Genomic DNA, 24,949 nt, shown 5'->3' on the forward strand with positions numbered 1-24,949 from the left:
GTCAGAGCAAGGGATTAGCGACATCTAAATGAAATTAATCTTAAACCTTATAAAGGTAACCACTTTATGAATACGCATTTAAAACCTATATCAAAATGGGTTGCAGCGGGACTCATAACGGTAGGTGCGGGTACTTTATCTAGCCAAGCCCTTGCTGCTACTGCCGCTGGAACAGACATTAAAAACTTAGCAACAGTTACTTATGAAGATTCATCAGGTAACTCATATCAAGCAACATCGAATGAAGCTGTTGTTACTGTTGCCCAAATTTATAGTGCAACGATAGAACAGGATTTAAATACAACAGGCTCGCCTGGTCAGACAGTCTATCTTCCACACGTTCTCACCAATACTGGTAACGGTTCTGATACTTATACATTAACCTTTGCTCAGAACTTACCTGGTACCGATACTCGAGGTGCAGATACTATTGATGCTACAACCATTAAGCTTTTCAATGATGAAAACAATAATGGTCAGCCAGATGCTGGTGAAGCAGAGTTTAGCTCTGGTGATACAGTCACCTTGGCCGGTGGTGAGCAGATGAATTTGATCGTTGCTGCTGCCGTACCAACAACAGCTGTACCTGGCGATACTTTGGGGGTCACGCTCGAAGCTGAAGCACACAATGGTACTGGATCTGCTATTGATGGCTCAGTAACAGATACGGGTGATAACAATGACTCTGCAGCTGATACAAATGCCGATTTAATTACTGTAACGAATGATGCTGTAATTAATATGACCAAATCAGCCACACATCTTGAAAATATTGGAACGGAAAGTTCTTTAGGTATTGACCTTGATGGTGACGGTGGTACAGACCGACAATTGAGCTTAATTCGTTATACAGTAACGGTTTCAAATACGGGTAATACTGATGCAAAAGATGTTGTTATCTTCGATGGTATTCCAGATGGAACAGTATTTGTAACGGGTAGTACGGGCGCTACATATGATGCAACCAGCAGCGGTTTACTTACTGTAAATGGTGATACACCAATTGCTTATGCTGCAAATTTGGTTGATGAAGCTTCTCACGGTGTTGATTTGGATCAGGATGGTACAAATGATACTGCGGAAAGCCAAATCGATGGTGGTTTAGACCTTAATGGTAATGGCGTTACTACTGATACTACAGTACCAGGTGTTTATGCAGTAGATGATCAACTCGCTTCTAATACTACCGTTTCAATGACATTCTACGTAGCTTACTCACCAGAAACAATGCAAGGTGATACTGAAATCGGTAACGTAGCGTATTCATGTTCGGATCTTAATGGTGATGGCGATTATGAGGATGCTGGAGAGTGTAATGATCCAGATCCAACAACAGCAGGTCCAGATCCTTCAAACCCAACCACAACTACAACCACAACGACTACTGGTGTAGGTATCACAGATACTGGTACTGAATCTGGTACATCAGGTGGTGGTGACTCTGATGGCACAGATGATAACGTCCAAACTGTTGATACAGCAGCAGCGGGTAGTGATGTTTTCTTCTATAACAAGATTATCAACAGCGGTAACACTGTTGATAGCTTCGACTTAACAACAGTTAATACAAGCTTCCCTGCAGGTACAACATTTGAGTACTGGAATGCAGATGGTAGCGCACAATTGGTTGACACTAACGGTAATGTTACACCGGATACCGGACCAGTTAATCCATCTACATGTACAGACGCAGCAACAACAATTGACGGAATCACTGTTAACTGTAACGAAACCTTGTTCCGTGTTGTGGCTAAGTTGCCATCTGATGCTGCTAATTCAACAACACCGTTTGATGCAGTAACAACGGCGACTTCTTACAATGATGCAACTCAAAGTGATACTAAGACTGAGCGCTTAGATAATATTACTGGACCAACAGTTGATATTGCGAATACGCCAATTACAACCATTGATCCAGCTGTAGATGTTGATCCAGTTGATACTGGCGATGGCTTTACAAGTGCGGATGTTGCAACTGTATTTAATGATGAACCTCTAGGTTCAACAGTTACAGCTCCTATCTATATTGCTAACGAAGGTGGTAGCTCAGATTCGTTCTTACTCGGTGCGGAAGGTAGCTACAACGGCGCTAGCTGGGAAACGGCTCTACCAGCGGGTTGGACTGTTGTGTTTAAGCACAATGGTATTGATACAAATGCCGATGGTACAGTAGATATTGCAGCAACAGGTGCGGTTATTACATCAACACCAACAATCCCTGCAGGCGCTGTGCTTTGGGTAACAGCTGAAATTACGATTCCATCTGATCCAACTCAAGCTTTAGCTGATAGTGATCAAGCATCTGCAATCGATGCAAATACTGATGGCGATCTGGATTACATCATCTCTCTAACTGTTCAATCAACCGCTTCTGGTGCTATTGACCGTAAGGTTGAAGCATTTGATGTTGCAACAAGTGCAAGTATCGATATTACTCCTACTTCACTAAGTAATCAGATTGAACCTGGTGGTAGTGTGATGTATGAGCACACACTAAGTAATACTGGTAATACAACTGAAACGGTAGATTTAAGCTCTGGTAATAACACTACTGGCTTTAATAACACAATTTCGATTGATACCAATGGTGATGGTACACCAGATACTGAAGTCGGTAACTTGTGTGATGCTCCTGTAACATCGCCAATTACTGTTCAGCAAGCAGATGGTTCGACCGCTGATATTGAAGTTACATGTGATGCAACTGACGGTTCAGACACGGTTCCTTCATTAACGCTAGAACCAGGTGAAACTATCCCAATGGAAGTAACTGTATTTGCACCAACAGATGCAACATCAGGTACTAACAACATCACGACTATCACAGCAGTATCAACGACTGACCCAACAGTAACAGCGGAAGGTCAAGATAACTCTGAAGTGATTAAAGGTCAGGTTCGTCTTTACAAGTATGCTGATTTAGATACAGATTGTGACGGAACAGCTGATACTGATAAGACTTTCTTGAAGCAGCATACAACAACTGTAGAACCTGGACAGTGTATTGTATGGAAACTGATTGCGGTTAACGAAGGTACTTCAGATGCACTAAATACTGTAATTACTGACCAACTAACCGAGTACACTCAGTTTGAAGCCGGTGGTAGCTTAGTAAGTTGTCGTAATACAACGGACTCCGGTACTGTTGTTGCACTAGCTGATGCAACTTACCCTCTACAATCGGATGATTTAGGTCCTCTATGTCTACCTGATGGTACAACTGGTACTGATATTACTGGTGCGGTAAGTGGTAACACTGTGACCTTCACTGTTGGGACACTGGTTCCAGGTGACAAAGCTGTTGGCCACTTCGTTGTGAAAGTTGACTAAATAATAAACCTCAGTCCTCCCTACCTAGTAGGGAGGCTTATTGAACTTATTTATTCGCTTTACTTATCAAATTTAAAAGTAAGTTCAATAAGCCTATATCCATATCTTTGAATTATTAGCCTGTGGAGAGTGCTTATGGCCCTCTTAAATGTAATAACTAAAATGAAGTACCTAGTTATTTTCATTTTACTGAGCGTGAGCTCAACTGCACTTGGATTAACTAGCGCTGGAACGAAAATAACGAACCAGGCAGTCATGACATATTTTGATTCTAGCTCAGGAGAAACAATTCGAGTCTTATCGAATATCTCTTACGTTAAAGTTGAAAATATTTATGACGTAGAATTAACACCAGATACTTCCGGTGATAGTACAACAGAAAAAAATGTTGCACCTGGTTCTATAGTTAGTATTCCTCATACAGTAACAAATACAGGTAATATTAAAGATAGCTATATTATTGCTGTTAATAATAAAGAAGGTGATAATGGAAACTTAACATCACCTGATACTAATGAAATAAAAATATATTTTGATACCAATGGTAATGGTATTCATGACCCAGGAGAGCCTGAGCTAAATAAAAATGATGCTGGGGATTATATTATTCCTCAATTAAAGCCTGGCGAGTCTATTAATCTAGTTTATCAAGTTGAAATACCTACAACAGACCAAGACAATGATTTTTATGATTTAACAACTGTTGTGACATCACAAGCTAAACCATCAGTTGTGAAGACTAGCGATACAAGATTGACAATATTTGATGGGCCAATTGTTAATCTTTCCATTGAAAATTCACCCGTTTGTCAACAGGCGGTTACCTCCTTTAATGAGATTGATTTTAGAGTAAACTACACCAGTATCGGACTGACTAAACCAGAAGAATCATCGCAGCCTTATAATATTTTTGTTAAGTCAGAGACCTCTGGCGATGTAGTACAAGTCAGTCATACCGGTGTACTCATCTCTGTTAATCTTCCTGCGAATATAACATTACTGCAAGATAAAACTGTTAATGGAAATCCAGCTAAAGATTATTCACCTATTACTCTAGTTTCACCTGAAAATAATTTTGATGGTGGAGTAGTATTAGTTGGTATTAATAATAACTTTGTATTTGAACAAGCAGATCATGATTTAGATTGGTATGTATATAGCTCTTGGGATGGAACTGGAAATGTTGAAAAGATTGGTTTCTTAGTTAAACCAGACTATATGAAACCAAATAGCTCTGGGCATTTTACTTACTATACGCAAGTTAATAATGTTAGAGGACAACAACCATTTAAGATTTACAGCGAAGCTGAAGTTAATTTATCAAGTACAGATCAAAATATTTCAAGAAGTGGTGAGGTATGTAATACTCTCATTGGTGAAGAAGAAGCTAACTTAATTGATTTTGAATTACTCGATGATGAAGTTCTTGAACCAGATAGTGACTTTACCATCGAATACAGTAACCATGATCATTTTATTCCTACTAACTTTTATTATCATGCCGATACAACAGGATTTGATGAAAAATTTGATGGTATTCATGCACAAATTATTTTACCTCAAGGTAATGAACATGCATCAACCATTGATATTATTGGACCGGCCTCATCAAATTATCCAGTAACATTACGTTCAACTTATGGTGATTCATTCCACTGGGTCTTTGCGGAAACAGGCCCTAATACAGGTATTTTCCGAAGTGTTATTCCAGCGCATGCTGTCGCGCCGAAAGATAATTATACCCGAACTGGTACAAATCATTGTTTAGAAGATGTAGTTACGCCATGGCGTACGGGTTCTGCAATCCGACCTGAGTTATTAGCAAATATTGACCAAACTATTAACTTTAGTGGCTTTAACTTAAATGGTTCAACGGCGTTTGATTGTGAAATTCAGTCGAATCCAGATGATGAATTAGTCATTGAGGTATTTGATCCTCGTAATGGCAATAAGATTATTCTGACTGATTTAGCTTACATTAGCCCTCAATTTGTTGTGTTTGATGCAACAAACTTTAATGGTATTGAGAATGCGATTGTTAGATTTTATCAAACCGAAAACAATGTAGCCCCTGCAGCTAAAATCCGAGTACCTAATGTAGATGGATTAACACCGGTTGCAGAAGTTACTTCTGATGCGGAAGGCCGAGTCTTTTTCCCTAAATTGGCACCTATTGATGGTAATCAATACTATATATCAGTAGTCCCACCTGAGACCCATGTGTGGCCTTCATCTTATACGGTTCTAGATAACTTTAATCTTCATAATGTTGTTCCTGCATCGTATGGCCCATTTGGTAATCAAGATGTCGAAAATTCAGGTCTGTTCCCTATTGCGGTAAGAGATAGAGTTAATACTTTTGACATTCCGTTGGATCCCAAAAATTTAGATCGCCGTTTAACCGTGCAAAAAGATGCTGATAAAGACAGTGCAGAGATTGGTAGTTTTGTTAAGTACACCGTTACTATCAAAAATAACTTACCAGACAGCCAGTTATTTAATGCACAAGTTTACGATTCGATGCCTTATGGTTTTAAGTATATGGAAGGCAGTACTCGTCTAAATGACCAGCCATATCAGGATCCTATTCGTATTGACACTTACACTTATCGTTTCGACATTGGCACATTAAATGGTAGCTCCCAGCCTCCAGAAAATGGCACTTATAAGTTGACGTACGTCCTTCAACTGACTGCTGGTGCAGTAGATTCTGATGGTATTAACTCTGTTTATGCCGATGCTGCAACATTTGGTGGAAGTAGTGGCTCTCGAATTACTTCAAATGTTGACAAATATCAGGTCAAAGTAACTCAAACAGGAGTCATGTCTGACCGCGGTATCATTTTCGGTAAGGTATTCATTGATGCTCAGTGTAATGACATTATGAAAAACCAAATGTGGCCAATTGGTGGAGTGAAGCTTTACTTAGAAACCGGTGACTATGTTATTACTGATGAAAATGGCCAATATTCAATGTTCGGAGTTAAGCCTGGTAATCATGTCATTAAAGTTGATAAACAAACGCTCCCTGTTGGTATTGAACTGCAACCTATTGATACACGAAATGCAGGAAAAGGTGACTCTAGGTTTGTAGATATGCGTCGTGGTGAAATGCACCGAGCAGATTTTGTTGCTCCATGTCCAACAGAAAATCAAGAAGCCATTTATCAAGAACTCTTAGAGCGTAATACCAATATTAATGGTGAATGGTTATTTAAAACAGCAGAGAGCTTTAAAGGACTTCAATATGATGCTAAGCCTAAGGCTCTCAAGTCTGAAGAGTTGCAATCTGGTGTAATTAGTGGCCCATCGAAATCATCAACCAATAAAGTTGAAAAAGCATCAGGTTCATCATCTGCTCTGAGTGTATTTAAAGGATTTGCTTTAGAATCTCGTAAAGGCAGTAAAAAGGATTTAGAAAGCATCATCTCTTTCTATCCGAAAGAGGTTCAAGATGAGGCCTATGTTTATCCAGGTGCAGAGAATCTATCATCCATCCGTTTTGGTTTTAGCGATTCTCAAGATAAATTAAAAGATCTTAGAACAGCGTTATCACACTATAAAATTGAAACCAGCATTGTTCCAACGGCTTATAGTAGTATCCCGCAAGAGGCTAAATTCCGTATTGATAATGTACTGCAAGAAGCCATTCCTTTACCTGAAAAGGAAGCGAAAAATATCACACGAGCTGAAGCAGAAAAAGGAACTTGGTACTGGCCAACAAACGAGTATAGCTATGACGGACGCTTTATTGCTGTAATTCGAGGCGATGTTGAACCAACGCTATACGTTAATGGCCAAGCGATCAGCGTGGATCAGTTAGGTGAGCGCATTATTAATAAACGTGAAAATGCGCAAATTGTTGGTTGGTATGGTGTCCCACTTGAAGATGGCGATAATGTAGTTGAAATTAAGACTGTTGACCCGTTTGGTAATGAACGTTTAGTCCTTGGTAAAAATTTCTCACACCCTAAGTCTGCAAAACGTATCAGTGTGGTTGCTGATGGTGATGTATTGCGTGCAGACGGTGGACGCTCTGTCATTCCAGTTATCATTAAACTTTATGATGAAAATAATAACCTTGCCCGTGGTACTTATTTTGTTACGTTGAATACCGATCATGGTGATTCATGGCTAGACCCTGATATTCAGGAAAATGAAACTGGCCACCAAGTTCGTGTGATTAATGGTGAGAAAACGGTTTATCTACGTAGTACTGAAAATACGGGGCAGATAAATGTACAAGCCTCGGTTGAAGATTTTTCTGACAGTATCAAGGTGTACCAAGTAGCAGCTAAAAGACCACTCTTTGTTTCGGGTATTTTGAATTATACCGGTCGATATGGTCGCTTTAGTGGTGAAGAGCCGCCAGCACAAGCTGATGGTTATGAAGATAAAAATTACAGCCATGACGAAAGAGCCGCAGCCTTTATGAAAGGTAATATTAAAGGCGGTATGCATCTAACATTAAGTTATGACAGTAATAAATCAGATGAAGACTTCTATCGCGAAATCTCACCAGATAGCTATTATCCAATGCCAGGTGATGCCAGCATCAAAGGTTATGATGCACGCAGTACAAGTAAGCTTTATGTGAAACTTGAAAAAGAGCGCCACTTTGCAATGTGGGGTGATTATAACACCGCAGATGGTGCCGATGAGTCTGATATCGGTCGCACCAGCCAAGTTCTAAACGGCTTTAATAGCATGTATAACGATGGTCGAGTGATGGCTCAATTATATGGTGCTCGCCCAGAAGACCTACATAAAGTAGTTGAGTTCAGTGGTAATGGTACTGCTATGTTCTATAGCATCGGCGACACACGTATTGTCCGCCATTCTGATACGGTTAATTTGGTCACCTATGACAGAGATAATCAGGGACTGGTCTTAAGACAACAGCCGTTAACACGATACATTGACTATACCATTGATTATTTCACAGGAGATATGCGCTTTAATCGAGTGGTTCCAACTTATGATCCCGATTTAAATCCAATCAAAGTTCGCGTTTCTTATGATGTAGAAGGCGATGGCGATGCTTATACCGTAGCTGGGGCAAGACTCTCTTATTTATTCACCCCATATTTACTTGCTGGCGCGAGCTACGAATATAATGATAACGAGGTTGAAGGATATGACATCGGAAGTGTTTGGGTTAACTATGATTTCGATAGTAAAACTCAAATAACTGCAGCTGTGGCTCATATGTCTCATGAAGGTAGCGAGAGTGCTAATAATCTGACTTCCTCAACAGGTACTGATAGTAAGCTTAAAGACGGTATGGCTTATAAACTTCGAATTAAACGTGATTGGAGTGCGCAAGCGGTAACAGAGTTAGAGTATGTTTATGCTGAGGAAGGGTATACCAATACAACAGGTGGTGTGACTCCAGCTCGTCAAGAGTTTCGTTTACGTCATCGTCAGAAGTTAACGGGCTTAATGAACTTAAATATCGAAGCCAATCATTCAGAATCTCTTGTTCACACTGAGAAGCAGCAATCAGTAGGTGCGACAGTTGATACGAAGATTTTAGGTTCTCAATGGACAACGCGTTTAGGTTCTCGTTATATCAAAAATGAAACGGAAACGGATTCTGAAGAGTACACCACTGCAATTGTTGGTGTAGGTCGTACCTTTAGCGTATGGGGTCGTCCAGGCCGTTTTGATACTGAATATGAACAAAGTTTTGGTCATGATAGTAAGCGCCGTTTCAATATTAAAGCCGATTTAAAAGTTCACAAACAAGCCAGTATCTATACCCAGTATGAGTATATTGATTCATTAAGCGGTATTACTAACTTAGGTAGCGGTACAACCAGTTTGTTTACTGCGGGTATTGACGTTGACTGGCTACATGGAGGTAGTACTTTCAGTGAGTTTAGACAGCGTGGTGCTTCTGATGGACGTAGTTTAGAACTTGCAAATGGTTATCGTGGTCGATTCGAGATGGTTCCTGGAATCAGCATTGACCCGTCTATCGAATATGTTGAAGTTATAGAGGGTGACGGCACTTCTGGATTAGCTTTATCGCTTGGCCTTGCTGATATTCGCAACCCTAATTACAAAACAACAGGACGTATTGAATACCGTCATGGTGATTCAGAAGATTATTACGGCATTTTAGGCGCTTGGGTTACGCGTTTAAGCCAAGATTGGAGCGGGTTAGTTCGTGAAGAGTATCGCTATATCGATAAAGAAGGTGCTCAAAATACGTGGAGTAATCACTTTAGTTTAGGCTTTGCATATCGCCCTAGATTAACCAACCGCTATCACATGTTGGGTGCATACGAGTGGAAAACAGAGCGTAATGATTCAACTCGTACTGCTCATATCTTATCAACACATCAAAACTATCAATTGTCTCCAAAATGGACTATCTCAGGCCGAGTTGGTTTGAAATGGGAAGATTTTACTGAATACGAGCAAGATTATGATTCAGTCGCAACAATTATTGATGGTCGTGTTATCTACTACATCAATCGTCGTTGGGACCTTGATTTACACGCTGGCATGTTAGGAACAGATTGGTTTGATAGCCGCCGTTATTCTTTAGGTGCCGGGGTTAACTATCTAGTAATGGAAAACTTACGTGCAGGAATTGGTTATAACGTGATTGGTTTTGATGATGATGACCTCGATCCACAAGGTTATAACTTACAAGGCTTTTACTTCGACATTATGTTTAAGCTTGATGAAGACTTGTTTGGTTGGTTAAGCGAATAGTGGTGAGGAAAATAATCATGAAAGTTCTATCTACATCTGTATTTCTATTAAGTATTGGTTTAACAGGCTGTGTATCAAATGAAGAGATTTACGCTGATTATGGTGAACTTGCCTGTGGTGGTTCTACCACAGTGATTGAGGGACACTATTGGCCATCGGTTGTTAATTTTGATTTTGATGAAAAGCTATTAGGTTCAGAACAACAGGACGCTATCAAACAAGCGGCACAATTATTGAAAGCGAATCCTAATTTAAACGTTGCAGTTATTGGTTCTGCAGATTCAACAGGCAAAGACAGTTATAACAATGCGCTAGCTAAAGATCGTGCCAATGTTGTAGCCGATTATCTACAACAGCATGGTGTTTTACCACATCGAATTGTCACATTAGGTACTGGTTCTCGTGAACCATTTGTGATAACTCAAAATGAAGCCGAAAATCGAGTTAATCGTCGTACTCAGCTTATTTTGTTAGGTGCTGATTATAATCCAGTAAGCATGCAATACAGTCCAGTAGCTAGTCATTCTAGTGCACAATAGTGCAGGGGGAGCTTCATATGAATGTCTTCAAGGGTATCGCCAAAGTGGGTATAACGGCTGTTGCCAGTCTCAGTTTTGCTGCAATGGCTTTAACTGAATCAGGGACAGTAATTAAAAACCAAGCGGGTGCGACTTACCGAGATAGTGCCAATATCTTACGTAGTACAACATCCAATTTGGTTGAAACCCTTGTTCAACCTGTTGCAGCTTTAACACTGATCAATGATCAGTCAAAATTAGGCGCTCCTGGTCGAACAGTGACATTTAATCATGTACTGACAAATACTGGTAATAGCACCGATTCTTTTGTGCTTGATATGGTGCTACCGACTTCAGTGATCAGCTCTGCAACTATCTATCCCGATGAAAACAATGATGGTGTTGCAGATCCTGGTTCAACGCCAATTGCTTCTGGAGATGTTGTTGGTCCATTGGCTCCAGGTGAAACCTTTGAATTTGTTATTGTGGCGGATATAGATCCAGCTGCCACTATCAATTCTTCAGATTCTTTAACGATTACGGCAACCAGTCAGGCTGTAACAGTTGATGGGGTCGCGGTCGCCAACGGAGGGGTGAGTACGCAAACCAATACTGATACCGTAACGGCGACAAACTTACCCATTGTAGAGATAACTAAAGCGCTCAGTGCAAGTGAAGGAGCATCGCCAAGCGGACCTTATACTGTGACCTTTACCTACACTAATGTGGGTTTGACCGATATGGACCCGTTACAAACGAATGGGGTTATCTTAAACGATGTTCTACCTGAGGGGATGCGTTTCAATGGTGCAGTCTCGTGGAGTATATCTGGTACTACCATTACGGCCTCTGGTACAACGTCAGGGGGGAGTGAAACATCAGGAGATCAAGATTTAGCATTTACAACCTGTATTGCTCCAGATGCATCATGCCCCAATAATGATGAAGTTCAGTTTGTTATGGATGGTCTGGCGTCAGACGAATCGGCAACAATAAGCTTTGAAGTAAATATTGATTCGGGACTGTCAGCAACAACATTATATAACCAAGGTACTTACGGTTTTGATGAAGATAACAGTGGTACAGTGGATGTTGGTGAACAAGATAGTACGAATACAAACCGAGTTCCTTTTTTGATTACTTCTAACTATGCGGTTATTGCAAATAACGGTGGTTGTGATGTAGGTACCGACAATAATTGTGATGGCTCTGATGATACTAATCATGAGATAGTTGATATTGCTTCTGCTTCACAAGGGGCACGAGTTAGCTTTACCAACTACATATGGAATACGGGTAATGATGAAGATATTTTTAATATTTCCATAGAGTCATCGACATTCCCAAGTGGAACTAGCTTCTTTTTATATAAGAGTGATGGCGTTACACCTTTAATTGATACAGATAATGATAGCAATCCCGATACCGGAGTTATCCCGGCGGCTGGTGAAACATGTCCTTCTTATTTAGTAACCGATGGAAATCTGTGTGGCTATAAAGTTGTTTTGGTCGCCACATTACCCGCCTCTGCGTTAGGGGGACCATACCAAGTTACAAAAAGGGCAACATCATCTAATGATACATCAAAAACTAACACCGTTATCGATCGATTAGGAACAATTACGGCTAGCACAGTTGATTTAACGAACAACTTTAGAGCAGAAACCAGCTTAACTGTTGAGGATAGCTGTGATGCTGCTGATGATAACTGTGGTTTTGGTGCTGGACCGGAAGCAACGCCTGTAATAACAAATACTACAGCTCCTGGAACAACAACACGCTTTACTCTTTATGTCACCAATACATCGGGAGCCGCCGACAGTTATGAACTGCAATATAGTAGTACTAATTTTGCAGAAAATACGATGCCCGCAGATTGGAGTGTTGTGTTTAAGAATGCAGCTGGAGAGGTTATTACGAATATACCCGTACTTGGGCCTGATGATGCGATGCTCGTCTACGCAGATGTAACAGTACCAGAGAATGCAACAACGGCAACTCAAGATGTGTACTTTAAGGTTGTATCACCAACGACAGGTGCATCTGATATTAAACGTGACGCGGTGACAATAGACAATAGTTCTCAGTGTTTGGTATTTGGTCCACCTAATGCAAATGGTGTTACCTATGCTGGTGGTAGTATTGTTTATAAACATATCTTAAATAACACTAGCAATGATCCTTATGCCAATATCGCTTTAACCGTTACTAACTCAGATCCAGACTTCTCGGCTGTAATTTATGAAGATACTGATGGTGATGATGTACTTACTGGTGCTGATAATTCTATTACCTCGATTACTGCCTTAGCGGGAGGTGCGCAGAAAGTACTGTTTGTTAAAGTACTTGCTCCGGCCAATGCTTCTCAAGGTCAAGATAATATTACAACAGTAGAAACAACCGTTGCCTGTGGTACGTTACAGATTATTGATACTACCACTATTGCGAATACCAATATGAAAGTGACAAAAGAACAAACGCCAGATTTAGATTGTGATGGTACATCAGATACGGGTAATTTTGTCACTACAAATTTTGCCGTCGCTCCTGGTGAATGCATTATCTACCGTTTGACTACTGAGAATATTGCGATTGAAGATGCGCATAATGTGACGTTAACAGATGCAACTCCTGCTTACACAACATTTAATGTCACAGGAGGTATCCCAAGTATTACAGAGGGGACTATTAATACCGTTGTAAATGGAACAACAGGGTCAATTATCGGTACCGTAGGAACGGTAGCTCCTGGTGAATCAGAGACATTGATATTTGGTATTCGCATTGATAATTAGAGTTTCGTTAAATCTTTGACGGGAACAGCTTGCTTAGTTGATATGCTAAGCAAGTTTTTTTTGCTTGGTTTGTAGACAAAATAAAAAGGCTTTTCAATTAAGAATGAAAAGTCTTTTTATTTTTGAGTAGAGATCTAAGTCAGTTTCAGATACTTTTCTGTGAAAGTATAGCTATTTTAATAACTCAATAGCTCGCTGGTTACCATATTGAGCAGATTGCTTTAACCAAAATTCAGCATCACTCATCGACACAGAAACACCATCGCCATTAGCATACATACTGGCTAAATTATACATGGCTCGATTATTTCCTTTTTCAGCAGATTTTTTATACCAGTAAATCGCTTTTTCATAGTCTTGCTTTACGATATTTCCTTGGTCATATAATTTTGCGATTTCAAAGCTGGCAAACTTACTTCCATATTTATCGGCATGGATCAGTTTTTCAATCGATGCATTATGATTGTTATTAATAAGTTCTGGGTTTTCTAGTGTTAACATCGCTAAATCATACAAAGCATTTGGGTCATTATCTTGTACTGCTTGCTTTAAATAAAAAAAACTCTTTTTTGGATCTTTTAATTGTCCGTGTTTGCCGTGAGCGTAGATTTTTCCGAGAGCATGACTGGCATAAATATTTTTCTCTGTCGATGATTGCGTTAATAATTCAACGGCTTTATCAATATTTTGATTTTGCTCTAACAAAGAGATGCCTAATAAATATTTTGATGATGGAGAATCGATTGATTTCTTTGTACTGAGAATATCAATGGTTTTCTGATAGTCTTTAGCAATAAAGTGCAAATAAGCTAGAGCGTATGTTGATTGTTCATGATTGTCTTTTATGTTTTTTTGTAATAGATCTTTTGCTTCGTTATGATTTGGCTCTCCACCCCTGCCATCTATCAACATAAGAGCATAATAATATCTAGCGAGTATATTATTTTTTTGAGCTGACTTGCTGTAATATGATCTTGCAAGAGCTAAGTTTTTACTAATGATATCTCCTTCTTCGTAAAGAGATGCGAGATAAAGCATAGCATCTGAATTTTCATTAGCCATATAAGATAATTTTTCTAACTGTTTTTTTAATTCCAAATCTGAAGGTTTTCCTTCTTCAATAATGGAAATTATTTGGTCTAATTCAGTGAGTTTATCGATATTTTGCTGAATGTTAGTAATATTGTTATCTTTTGTATTTTGCATCTCATTATTAGAATCTAAAGTGCAACCTGATAATATGACTAAACTACTCAATAATAATTTTTTCATAATTGATTTCTCGCTTCCTTGTACTATTTTTAATTTTAGAACATAGAGAAAAGGTATGCCTTATGTATCGTATTATTATTTCAAGTTTGTTTGCTGTTTTTCTAGTCGCCTGTGCCCAAAGTACATTAACTTCGGCCTGGGTTGATCGTACATATACGAAAACACCAATAAAGAGTATGTTGGTTATTGCCATGTCTGACAACCTTCGAGTAAGACGTATTTTTGAAGATGGTATGGTACAAAAGCTAAAAGCTCAAGGGGTTAATGCAATAGCAAGTTCTCAGGTTTATCCTGATAAACTGCCTTCAAAAGAGATCATTGGTAATTACGTTAAGAAAAATAATATACAGACTGTTTTTGTTGGACAACTTATTAATATTGAAGATAAAAACATTCGTTATCCAGGAAATGGATTCTCAAATTCAGTTACCTTTACTAATTATTACAGTTCATCATACAGTTACATTTACGATGATAGCTATACGGTTTCTTATGAGTTTGTAAATATTGAGTTTACCTTGTTTGATACCGCATCACATAAGCCTATTTGGTCGACATCATCTGAATCTGTAGATCCAACGAATATTAATAATATTAGTGACGAATTAGCAGGAATTCTTGTTTCAAATATGAAAGACAGTCATCTTATTAATTAATAAACGTAATGTATGAAAAATGCCACACATGTGTGGCATTTTTATTTGCATAATATTTTTGTTTTTTTTATTTTGATAATTAATTTTTATTTTGAAAATATATTGATTGTTTCAGTTCTTAAAAATTAGAATCGATTGTTATTATGTCTTTAAAATAAGATGAATAATAAAATTAAGCTATATTTATTATGTGATATGAAATTTTTTATGGAAATTCCTTATGATTGTAAATCGCCAAGCAAATGTTAAGAAAATTAATAAAAAAGTTGTTATTTTAAGCAGTAGTAATGACTCTTGGGTTTTGCTGCTTGAAAGGAATAATTATGATGTTATTCGATGCAAAGATATTCGCGAACTAGATACAATTTTAGATGAACAAATGCATTGCATTTGTATTGCAGACCTCACTAATAGTGTTTTTAGTCTTGCATGTATTACAGCTAAGGCCATGAATAACCAACATGTAAGATGGGTAACAATCTTAAATAAAGAGCAACTTGAAGTTGATGCCGTACGTAGCTTTATTAGTAAGTTCTGTTCGGACTACTTTTTATCTCCGATCACTGATGGACAATTTATTCCTTTCATAAAACATCAAATGGGAATGATAAAAATAACGAATAATCAAGCTCCTAAAGACTCTTTAGTCCAATTAATGCTTTCTGGAGACAGTAAAAAGGTAAAACGGCTAAAAGATCTTGTAAGACGAGTAATATCCGCTGATGTGAATATATTTATAACTGGTGAGGATGGGACGAAAAAGCAAGAGTTAGCCAGACATTTATGGCACACGGGCTGTCGAAAATATGGACGTTTTGTGACACTGGACTGTGATTTGTTAGAGTCATCTTCATCGCAACGTGATGTTTTTTTTCACTATTTTTCTCTGACACATAAAACTGATGAAAAATATAAAAATGAAACGATATATTTAAAAAACATTCATGCTTTATCTCAGGATTTACAATTGAAACTACTTGAGTTTTTTAATTACAACTCTAAGCCAAAGTTACAGTTAGACTCTCAAAACAATATTAGGTTTATTTCTTCCTCTTCCTATCATCCAGATAAACTACTAAATGAGTATCAATTTAATAAAGAATTGTTTTATAAGTTAAATATATTTCATTTGGATGTTCCAAGTTTACGTGACCGAAGTAATGACATTAAAATGTTTGCGCAATATTTCCTAGAATTGCATTTGTCCAAAATTAATACAATGGCTGTTAGTTTTTCTGATGATATTGAAGCTTTGTTAATGAGTTATCCGTGGCCAAATAATTTGATAGAACTGGAAAATCAGGTTAAACAAGCCGTAATTTCATCCAATGGCAGTGTGATTACTTCTGATGCGTTTTTGTTACCATCTATAAAATGTGCAAAAAGAAGCTTAAAAAGCATCAAAGATGAGGCTGAAAAAGATATCTTACTTTCCGCTTTGCATTTACATCATGGTCAAGTTGTTTCTGCTGCAAAAGATTTAGGTATATCCCGAGCAACTATGTATCGTTTATTAAGCAAACATCAAATTCTTCCTGATGGAGATAGAATCAGAGCTTAATGATTACGGTATTGAAAAATAAAGAGGGCAGTGATCAGATAACTGGTTGCTGCTCATTTCTTTGTTTGTGTATTGATAAGTTTCTAGCTTTGAAATAGTTATATTATCGGAGATAACGTGGTCGATTGGTTGGGTATAAGTGATAAGCCGACTCTTTTTATGGTGGATTTTAACTTGACAAGAAAAAGAGGTTTTATGTTGTTTTAAGGTTGTTGTCGGTATTCCTAGTTGTTTGAAAAACCAGTGGTTATGTTGTTTTTCTTTCTTATTGTTCAAACTGGTATATAGAGGATAATTAAAATCACCGAGAAGAATATAAGAGTGATTATTTTCAATTCGAGTTTGTAACCACAAAGATAGAAGCTTGAGCTGTTTTTTTAGTTGGCGGCATGCTTTTGATCTCTTGCTCTGTTTACATCCTGCTTTTAAATGAATATTGAGTAAATGTATTTGCTGATCTTGCCACCAGATCTTGAGATTCTTACCATATCGTAAGCCTTTTTTATTCAGATTGATCTGAGTAAAGTCAGGGAGTTCTCGATACCGAATATTTTTTCTAATAGCAAAGCCTGTAAATTGATTGGTGTTAGAGAATGTATACCTTGGATGAGAAACTCGGGATGAAAGTAAAAAATCGTATTGTGTGGCTGGTAAAATCATTGCGATAGCTTCTAAGCTTCCTACCTCTTGGAAAGCTAAAATATCAGGATCAATGTGTTCGATTACGCTTCTTATCTGTGTAAAATCATCGGTATCTCGCAAAACGGGCGAAGAAGCATGATGATTTAACCATTGCATATTCCAAGACATAATACGCAACTCTTCAGCAGTAGCAGTCGTAGTGCATATGATTAACGCGAGTAAAGGCTTAAGCGGCTTTATATTGAGCACGACCAAGTTCTTTTGCTTGATATAAGTGATTGTCTGCTTCTTTTATTAGCTGAGTTGGGCCCCTGTGATTATTCCATGTTGCAATACCTTGGCTTAAAGTAACGACATTACTGATCTCTGAGTCTGGGTGAGAGATGACCATTTTAGCCATATTGGACTGTATCCGCTCCGCAACCAGTATGGCACCATCAATATCAGTATTGGGCAATATCACGACAAATTCTTCACCGCCATAGCGAGAAACAGAATCAGCCCCACGAAGTAAGCTTGCATTAAGTACTTTTGCTACGATTTTTAAACACTCATCACCCTGTAAATGACCAAGAGCGTCGTTATAGCGTTTAAAATAATCAATATCGATTAAAATAACAGAGAAAGGAATATTGTAGCGCTTTGCTTGTGTAGTTTGCTTATCAATTTCATATTCAAAGAAACGGCGATTATATAAATTGGTCAGCTGATCTCTGGATGCGAGCTGAGTAAGTTCATTAAGTAGGCGTTTATTCTCCACATCACGTTCAACACTTCTTGTAAACCATTGAGATAGAATTCTACGGCCTGTTTCGATAATTAATATAGTCGCGGTGGTTTCTTGCAGTGCGATTAAGATAGCGTAATCATCACGAACAAAATAGCTCCAACTACTGATAAGAAAGATCGGTGTAACGGCAAGATAAAGTGTCTGAGCTCGGGAATATAAGGCTAATAATGATGCCATCATGAGTAGATTGGCAAAGATACTTGCACTTAAAAAAGATTGATAGATGATTGCAATGTGGTAGATGGCAATGGCCCAGCTAAGACCAAACAAGATTGCGTATGTATCGCATTCATAACGCCAGTATCGACGAGGTGTTGAGGAAAAACTAAAGAGTCCTACCACATAAATGACTAGCTGAAAGCTATATTGGTAACTAGATGGCTCCCAATCAAACAACTCTTTATCAATAGACATGGTTTTTAGTGTGAATAACATCATCGTCATCACAATAAGAGATATGACGGAGCACCAGCGTATTCCTTGCCTTAGGTTTTTATAAGTTGCTTTATCTAAATTATTGCGTAATAGCAATGTCGTCATATTAACAATCTTCTATCGTTTTATTAGCATTTAAATCCTACATGATCTCTTAAAAATCAAGCAAATTTTTTTACTTTTTTTCGGAGAATCTCAAATAATTCCATTGACATCTGGAATGCAAAATACTCTTACATTTAAAAATCTGCAGTGCTTCAAAATCATCGCTCACAAGACAAACTGCTGATGGTTAAAATTGATCTTGATCAATGTTTCTTTCTGCGAAATGACGCCTAATATCCTACATATTGTAGTCACCCATATATATAGAACTATATTTTGTGTTTTATGGGGGCTACGTTTTTTTTGTGGATGAGTAGGAGCCTTGTGTGAAACCTGTAGTAATAAAGCGTGATGGTTGCCGTGTATCTTTTGATGTTTTGCGCATAAAAGAGGCTGTATTAGGTGCCTCGCGCTCAATCAGCGATTCAGAAAACATCATTATGGATGAGGCTTACGCAACGACAGTAGCAGAGGCTGTTTTAGCACAATTTGTTAACGCTGAAGAGGTTGAGATTCATGCAATTCAAAATGCAGTTGAAACTCAATTAATGACAGGTCCACATAAGGCAGTTGCTCGTGCTTATATTGAATATCGTCACGATCGTGATATCTCTCGAGAGAAGAAAAGCCGTCTAAATAATGAAATTCGTGGTTTGATTGAGCAAAGCAACGCATCTTTGCTGAATGAAAACGCAAACAAAGACAGTAAAGTAATCCCTACTCAGCGTGATTTGCTTGCAGGTATCGTTGCTAAACACTATGCGACACAACATTTATTGCCGCGCGATATCGTTAAATCTCACGAGTTAGGTGAAATTCACTACCACGACCTCGATTACTCACCGTTCTTCCCAATGTTTAACTGTATGCTAATTGATCTAAATGGCATGCTAACTCACGGTTTTAAAATGGGTAATGCAGAGATTGATACTCCTAAATCAATTTCTACGGCAACTGCGGTAACGGCTCAAATTATTGCTCAAGTCGCAAGTCATATTTACGGTGGTACAACGATTAACCGTATCGATGAAGTTCTGGCTCCTTATGTTCAAGTGAGTTACGACAAGCATCTGGCTGTTGCGAATGAGTGGGGTATTGCTGATCCTGAAGCGTTTGCCAAAGCTCGTACAGAAAAAGAGTGTTATGATGCGTTTCAATCTCTTGAGTATGAAGTAAACACACTACATACAGCCAACGGTCAAACGCCATTTGTAACCTTTGGCTTTGGTCTTGGTACAACTTGGGCTTCTCGTCTGATCCAGCAGTCTATTTTACGTAATCGTATTGCAGGTCTGGGTAAAAATCATAAAACAGCGGTATTCCCTAAACTTGTTTTTGCTATCAAAGACGGTCTAAACCATAAGCAAGGCGATCCTAATTACGATATTAAGAAGCTGGCATTAGAGTGTGCATCTAAGCGTATGTACCCAGATATTCTTAACTATGACAAATTAGTTGAAGTGACAGGGTCATTTAAAACACCTATGGGTTGTCGTAGTTTCCTTGGTCCTTATGAAAATGAACAAGGCGAGCTAGAACACGAAGGTCGTAATAACCTGGGTGTTGTTAGTTTGAACCTTCCTCGTATTGCGCTTGAAGCTAAAGGCGATGAAGCTCGCTTCTTTACTTTATTGGATGAGCGTCTACAGTTGGCTCGTCGCGCTCTAGATACTCGTATTGAACGTTTAGAGGGTGTTAAAGCTCGTGTTGCTCCTATTCTATATATGGAAGGTGCATGTGGTGTACGTCTGAATGAAGATGATAATGTTTCTGAAATCTTCAAAAATGGTCGTGCATCCATCTCTCTTGGTTACATCGGTATTCATGAGACAGTTAACGCTTTATATGGTAATGAAACTCACGTATACGATAATGAAGAACTACGCCAAAAAGCAGTAGCTATTGTTCAACGTCTACGTGATGCTACTGATGCGTGGAAAGAGGAAACGGGTTACGGCTTTAGTCTATATAGCACACCAAGTGAAAACTTATGTAGTCGTTTCTGTGCATTAGATACGAAAGAATTTGGTGTGGTTGATGGTGTAACAGATAAAGGTTACTACACAAACAGCTTCCACTTAGATGTTGAAAAACAAGTAAACCCATACGATAAGATTGATTTTGAGATGCCTTATCCAGAAATCGCGAACGGTGGCTTTATTTGTTACGGTGAATATCCAAACATTCAACACAATATTGAAGCATTAGAGAATGTGTGGGATTACAGCTATTCTCGCGTTCCATATTATGGAACTAATACACCAATTGATGAGTGTTACGAGTGTGGTTTTACAGGTGAGTTTTCGTGTACCAGTAAAGGCTTTACTTGTCCTAAATGTGGTAACCATGAGCCATCAAAAGTATCTGTAACTCGTCGTGTATGTGGTTACTTAGGTAGCCCTGATGCACGTCCGTTTAACTTTGGTAAGCAAGAAGAAGTTAAGCGTCGCGTTAAGCATATGTAATTCAAGATTTTAAGCCTTGATCTTAAAATAAGAAGCGCTCTCGGGCGCTTCTATTGTTTTTAAAAACAGTTTATAAACCAAAGAAGAACCGTCATGAACTACCATAATTACTATCCAGTTGATGTTGTTAACGGCCCAGGTACACGCGCAACTTTGTTTGTGTCGGGCTGTGAGCATCAGTGTCGAGGGTGTTATAACCAGAGTACATGGCGATTAGATTCTGGTCATCCATTCGATCAAGCAATGGAAGATCGTGTGATTGCGGATCTTAATGACACGCGTATTAAACGTCGAGGTTTGTCACTTTCTGGAGGCGATCCATTACATCCAGCGAACGTAGAGTCCGTATTACAATTGGTGAAACGGGTACGGGCTGAATGTGTTGGTAAAGACATTTGGATGTGGACAGGTTATACGTTAGCGAATCTGACTCAAGCCCAGCAAGAAGTTGTGGCACTGATCGATGTATTAGTCGATGGTAAATTTGAACAAGATAAGCATGACCCTTCTCTTGTATGGAAAGGTAGTGAAAACCAAGTGATTCATTATTTTAAAGAGATCGAAGACTAGATCGCTATTGAATATTTTGTACCTGTTATTTCAACAAAGTTATACACAGAAACAGTGGATAACTTTGTTTTCTTGTTTTTATTTCAACCAGTTTAGTCAATAACCACTCTATAACTCACCGTTCCACTGGCCCCCGATGCTAGTGCCCCTGTAAAGCTCCAATAAATACTTCCTAGGTAGCCCGCATTATTTGTTCCATCTGGAGTTGAAACATTACACGACAGATTTGTTGGCACATTTCCACCACAACTAATGGCAGTTTGAGCTCTTGTATGTTTGGGTATCGAGTCAAATATTTGTGGATCGCTGATATCGGCATTACCCACATTGGTAAAGATAATACGATATTCCAAAACATCACCAGGTTTTGCTGTATTGGCTGTTGCAATCGTCCCATTTTGCGTTAAGTTTTGCACCGTTTTATTAAGTTCTAATTGTCCTGAACCACCATATATGGCTTTGATTGTATCTGTATTGTAAAGGCGACGCGAAATATTGTGATTGGTAGTAGCTGGATCGTCAAAATTTACATCTGCTTGAATTTTATAGCTAAACTTGCTTTGGTTAAAAATATTAGCAGGTGAGAATATTTTACTGATTAAGCAAATTTGTGAAGACTCAGTCACCGTGAGCGCGGCTGTAATTCTCACTTCATTACTGTTAATAAGCTGATCACAATTGAGATCTTGATATAAAATTGCACTCCACTGAGGTTGCGCAGGGATTATTTTGGTATCCACTAAGCTGAATGTTACGTTACCGTCGGTGTACGATTTAAATTGGTGGTTTAAGGTGATGGTTTGGTTGGGGATAATCTCAACATAATGGTTAGGTTCCATAATGGGCTCTCGGACTTTGCCAAAGTTTAACCCATCGATATCATCGCCCGCTTGTGCATTTATATTGATTTCAGAATCGATGACGCTAGTACTCGATGCTTGAGGAATTGCTGATAAGTCACTCTCACTAATATCAATTAATGTTGCAACAGGGCGTACTCTAATGATTAAGTTTTTCCCTGAAAATTCAACGGGTAAAATAAAGGTATAGCGACCATTGCCCGATGTTTTTCTGCTGGTAATGACATCTCCTAGGTTGTATCCAGTAACACCTGTATCATTTAGTACAACTTCTACCGTTGCATTACCAATACCTTGTTCGTTACCATCAATAATGCCGTTGTGCGCAATACCTGAACCGTTACCGCTGTTATCTTCAAAAACGGTTCCTCGTAAGGATATTTGATTAATTAATTCAAATTGATGGTCTTCAATTTCACCATCGGCTGCGTTTGTCAGTTGATCGCTTGCGGATAAGCTCGATGTAGTAATTCTTAAGCGAATATAGCTCATACCAGACACCGTCGAAATATCTAAGTTACTCCAACTGAGAATGGCATTACCATTTAATGTGGCTGATGTATCATTACAGCTAGCAGAAGCAAATTCATCATTGTCAAAGCTGTTATTTCTATCTGTATCAATCCAGCCATATACGGTTGCGCCTAAATCAGAACCATCGAAATCATTACAAGGAATGGCTAAGCTATATAACGTAGCATTAGCACTGCTGTTTAATACAATAAAACCAGGGACTAGTGCTTCTTCATCGTTAGGCGTCGTTCCTTCGCTATCATCATCGGTAGCATTAAGAGAGTTGTCGATACCATTGGTAAACCGATCGTCTTCAAAATCGGGCTCAACGCTACCAAGATAAATAGCACTATTCCCGAAGCCATGACTTGCTGTTGTTAAACCGCCATAACTGATAGGAGCATCGCCGTAATCTACTTTGGTTGAGCGAAATGTATAAGTGCAATTGTAGCTGTTGCCATTTGTAACGCTAAGTGGATCTGCACAAGAGAAAGACACTAATTCATAGTCGGCAGGCCCGGTCCAAGTAAAAGTATAATTACTAGGGGTCATCGCCTTAGTATCACCATGGTTAAATACCGCGGGGATCGAGTTTGAATCGGTTGCAATGAGCGTAAAATCGGTAGGAAGAGCTGAACCTGAAATAACACTGGCGTTTAGCGTAATGCTCGCTTGTACAAATGAGTAAGCTCTAAAGCGAACTTTATCAAGAGCCGCTCCTGAGCGACCATTAAAACCTCCTAACGCTTGGCCTGCTGGGGCGACAACTCGATTATAATAGGTTCCACCATAACTAAAGTTAGGACCTATTCTTCCTGTTGATGGGCCTCCCGGAGCGGCTCCTATTTCTAATTTATTGGTTGTTGCATTAAACGCTACAGGAGCACAGTAGAGTCGGAACCATCCCATGACTGGCCAAGTTGTCGTTTGTGCATCTACGCCAACCACCGCCTGATTTGCAGGGCAGGAGCCTGAATAAAGTGTACCAGAGACTGGACCTCCCCATGGTGTTTCCCCGGCCCTTGTTAATGTTGCAGTACCTCCAGATACCGTTGCTTGAGAACATTGCCCGCGTAATGCTCTACCATCTAAGTTACCTCCTGTGTTTGAATTATAAAAATCAAACCCGGTCATTAATAACCCTGATGGACACAAGCGTTCACCAAACTCGCTACCACCATTTCCTCCAATATCTAACAGCGTGCTTTGAAATACCAATCCAACGCCTTCGGCAGAATGAGAAGGGAAGGGGACGCTAAGAGGAAGAAAAACAAGCCCCGTATACAGAATATAAGGTAGTGAACGGTAAGACATAACAACACCTTGAGACGATCTAAATGCTAAGTTTGTATGAATGATTTAAGTTTAATGATTACTAACCTATTGAATGTCTTAAATTTAAGATTGAAATTGTAAGCTAATTTACTACAGGAATTTTTTGCGCTTAATAGCGATAATTTGTGTAAGACAAAAGTGAAATAAGTGTAGATATTAAGTCTGAGTTCCCGCTGTGGTGTTGGAAAAAATAGGCAATAACAACTCAAAATGGGTGAATAATCTGATATGAGTCGTGAAAATAACAAATAAATTGGTATAGAAATAAAGGTATGCGTTTTAATCGGTTTAGCATTAATTTAAGTGCAACTTATGTCATTAACCTGTTATGAAATCCATTTGTCATAACCATTAAGTTTATTTGTGAAAAAACAAT

Annotated in this window: 12 protein-coding genes; 8 read left to right on the plus strand and 4 right to left on the minus strand. The window is 38.7% G+C overall.

Annotation, left to right across the window (positions count from 1 at the left end; all coding sequences use genetic code 11):
* Positions 1–66 precede the first annotated feature (66 nt).
* The 4 genes from WAX86_RS15265 to WAX86_RS15280 all read left to right on the plus strand — a co-directional run bounded on the left by WAX86_RS15265 (position 67) and on the right by WAX86_RS15280 (position 13,369).
* Positions 67–3,330: a hypothetical protein gene (locus tag WAX86_RS15265; protein ID WP_341489618.1), complete on the plus strand. Its 3,264-nt coding sequence runs from the start codon at positions 67–69 to the stop codon at positions 3,328–3,330.
* A 255-nt stretch (positions 3,331–3,585) separates the two neighbouring features.
* Positions 3,586–10,056: a hypothetical protein gene (locus WAX86_RS15270; protein WP_341489619.1), complete on the plus strand. Its 6,471-nt coding sequence runs from the start codon at positions 3,586–3,588 to the stop codon at positions 10,054–10,056.
* A gap of 17 nt (positions 10,057–10,073) precedes the next feature.
* Entirely contained in the window at positions 10,074–10,595 is a 522-nt protein-coding gene (locus WAX86_RS15275; RefSeq protein WP_115061238.1) for an OmpA family protein, read from the plus strand.
* 17 nt (positions 10,596–10,612) lie between these two features.
* Complete coding sequence (locus WAX86_RS15280) at positions 10,613–13,369, plus strand: hypothetical protein (RefSeq protein ID WP_341489620.1); 2,757 nt, start codon at positions 10,613–10,615, stop codon at positions 13,367–13,369.
* 171 nt (positions 13,370–13,540) lie between these two features.
* Here WAX86_RS15280 and WAX86_RS15285 read toward each other — a convergent pair whose 3' ends face one another.
* On the minus strand, positions 13,541–14,641 hold the full coding sequence (locus WAX86_RS15285) for an SEL1-like repeat protein (protein ID WP_341489621.1): 1,101 nt from the start codon (positions 14,639–14,641) through the stop codon (positions 13,541–13,543).
* Positions 14,642–14,832: 191 nt separating this feature from the next.
* Between WAX86_RS15285 and WAX86_RS15290 the strand changes: the two genes are divergently transcribed.
* Both WAX86_RS15290 and WAX86_RS15295 read left to right on the plus strand, forming a co-directional pair.
* Positions 14,833–15,297: a hypothetical protein gene (locus WAX86_RS15290; protein WP_237030424.1), complete on the plus strand. Its 465-nt coding sequence runs from the start codon at positions 14,833–14,835 to the stop codon at positions 15,295–15,297.
* Positions 15,298–15,517: 220 nt separating this feature from the next.
* Complete coding sequence (locus tag WAX86_RS15295) at positions 15,518–16,858, plus strand: VpsR-related response regulator (protein WP_341489622.1); 1,341 nt, start codon at positions 15,518–15,520, stop codon at positions 16,856–16,858.
* Positions 16,859–16,861: 3 nt separating this feature from the next.
* Here the strand turns inward: WAX86_RS15295 and WAX86_RS15300 are convergent, their stop codons facing one another.
* Together WAX86_RS15300 and WAX86_RS15305 are read right to left on the minus strand one after the other, a co-directional pair.
* Complete coding sequence (locus tag WAX86_RS15300; RefSeq protein ID WP_341489623.1) at positions 16,862–17,668, minus strand: endonuclease/exonuclease/phosphatase family protein; 807 nt, start codon at positions 17,666–17,668, stop codon at positions 16,862–16,864.
* 58 nt (positions 17,669–17,726) lie between these two features.
* Complete coding sequence (locus tag WAX86_RS15305) at positions 17,727–18,830, minus strand: GGDEF domain-containing protein (RefSeq protein WP_239970743.1); 1,104 nt, start codon at positions 18,828–18,830, stop codon at positions 17,727–17,729.
* A gap of 326 nt (positions 18,831–19,156) precedes the next feature.
* Here WAX86_RS15305 and nrdD point away from each other — a divergent pair, with 326 nt between their 5' ends.
* Together nrdD and nrdG are read left to right on the plus strand one after the other, a co-directional pair.
* The gene (gene nrdD, locus WAX86_RS15310; protein WP_115060443.1) at positions 19,157–21,295 is read left to right on the plus strand and encodes an anaerobic ribonucleoside-triphosphate reductase; all 2,139 of its coding nucleotides are present in this window, start codon (positions 19,157–19,159) and stop codon (positions 21,293–21,295) included.
* A 93-nt stretch (positions 21,296–21,388) separates the two neighbouring features.
* Complete coding sequence (gene nrdG, locus WAX86_RS15315; RefSeq protein ID WP_036765462.1) at positions 21,389–21,865, plus strand: anaerobic ribonucleoside-triphosphate reductase-activating protein; 477 nt, start codon at positions 21,389–21,391, stop codon at positions 21,863–21,865.
* 92 nt (positions 21,866–21,957) lie between these two features.
* On the opposite strand, the gene WAX86_RS15320 is transcribed toward nrdG, so the two are convergent.
* Positions 21,958–24,552, minus strand: coding sequence for a GEVED domain-containing protein (locus WAX86_RS15320; protein ID WP_341489624.1), 2,595 nt, complete (start codon positions 24,550–24,552; stop codon positions 21,958–21,960).
* Between the last annotated feature and the right edge of the window lie 397 nt (positions 24,553–24,949).

Origin of the sequence: Photobacterium damselae subsp. damselae (assembly GCF_038086725.1) — a bacterium.
Classification (GTDB): domain Bacteria; phylum Pseudomonadota; class Gammaproteobacteria; order Enterobacterales; family Vibrionaceae; genus Photobacterium; species Photobacterium damselae.

Bases quoted from the DNA above. Each gene is read 5' to 3' on its own strand.
- WAX86_RS15265 (WP_341489618.1), top strand. From the start codon at position 67: ATGAATACGCATTTAAAACCTATATCAAAATGGGTTGCAGCGGGACTC.
- WAX86_RS15270 (WP_341489619.1), top strand. From the start codon at position 3,586: ATGACATATTTTGATTCTAGCTCAGGAGAAACAATTCGAGTCTTATCG.
- WAX86_RS15275 (WP_115061238.1), top strand. From the start codon at position 10,074: ATGAAAGTTCTATCTACATCTGTATTTCTATTAAGTATTGGTTTAACA.
- WAX86_RS15280 (WP_341489620.1), top strand. From the start codon at position 10,613: ATGAATGTCTTCAAGGGTATCGCCAAAGTGGGTATAACGGCTGTTGCC.
- WAX86_RS15285 (WP_341489621.1), bottom strand. From the start codon at position 14,641: ATGAAAAAATTATTATTGAGTAGTTTAGTCATATTATCAGGTTGCACT.
- WAX86_RS15290 (WP_237030424.1), top strand. From the start codon at position 14,833: ATGTCTGACAACCTTCGAGTAAGACGTATTTTTGAAGATGGTATGGTA.
- WAX86_RS15295 (WP_341489622.1), top strand. From the start codon at position 15,518: ATGATTGTAAATCGCCAAGCAAATGTTAAGAAAATTAATAAAAAAGTT.
- WAX86_RS15300 (WP_341489623.1), bottom strand. From the start codon at position 17,668: ATGTCTTGGAATATGCAATGGTTAAATCATCATGCTTCTTCGCCCGTT.
- WAX86_RS15305 (WP_239970743.1), bottom strand. From the start codon at position 18,830: ATGACGACATTGCTATTACGCAATAATTTAGATAAAGCAACTTATAAA.
- nrdG (WP_036765462.1), top strand. From the start codon at position 21,389: ATGAACTACCATAATTACTATCCAGTTGATGTTGTTAACGGCCCAGGT.
- WAX86_RS15320 (WP_341489624.1), bottom strand. From the start codon at position 24,552: ATGTCTTACCGTTCACTACCTTATATTCTGTATACGGGGCTTGTTTTT.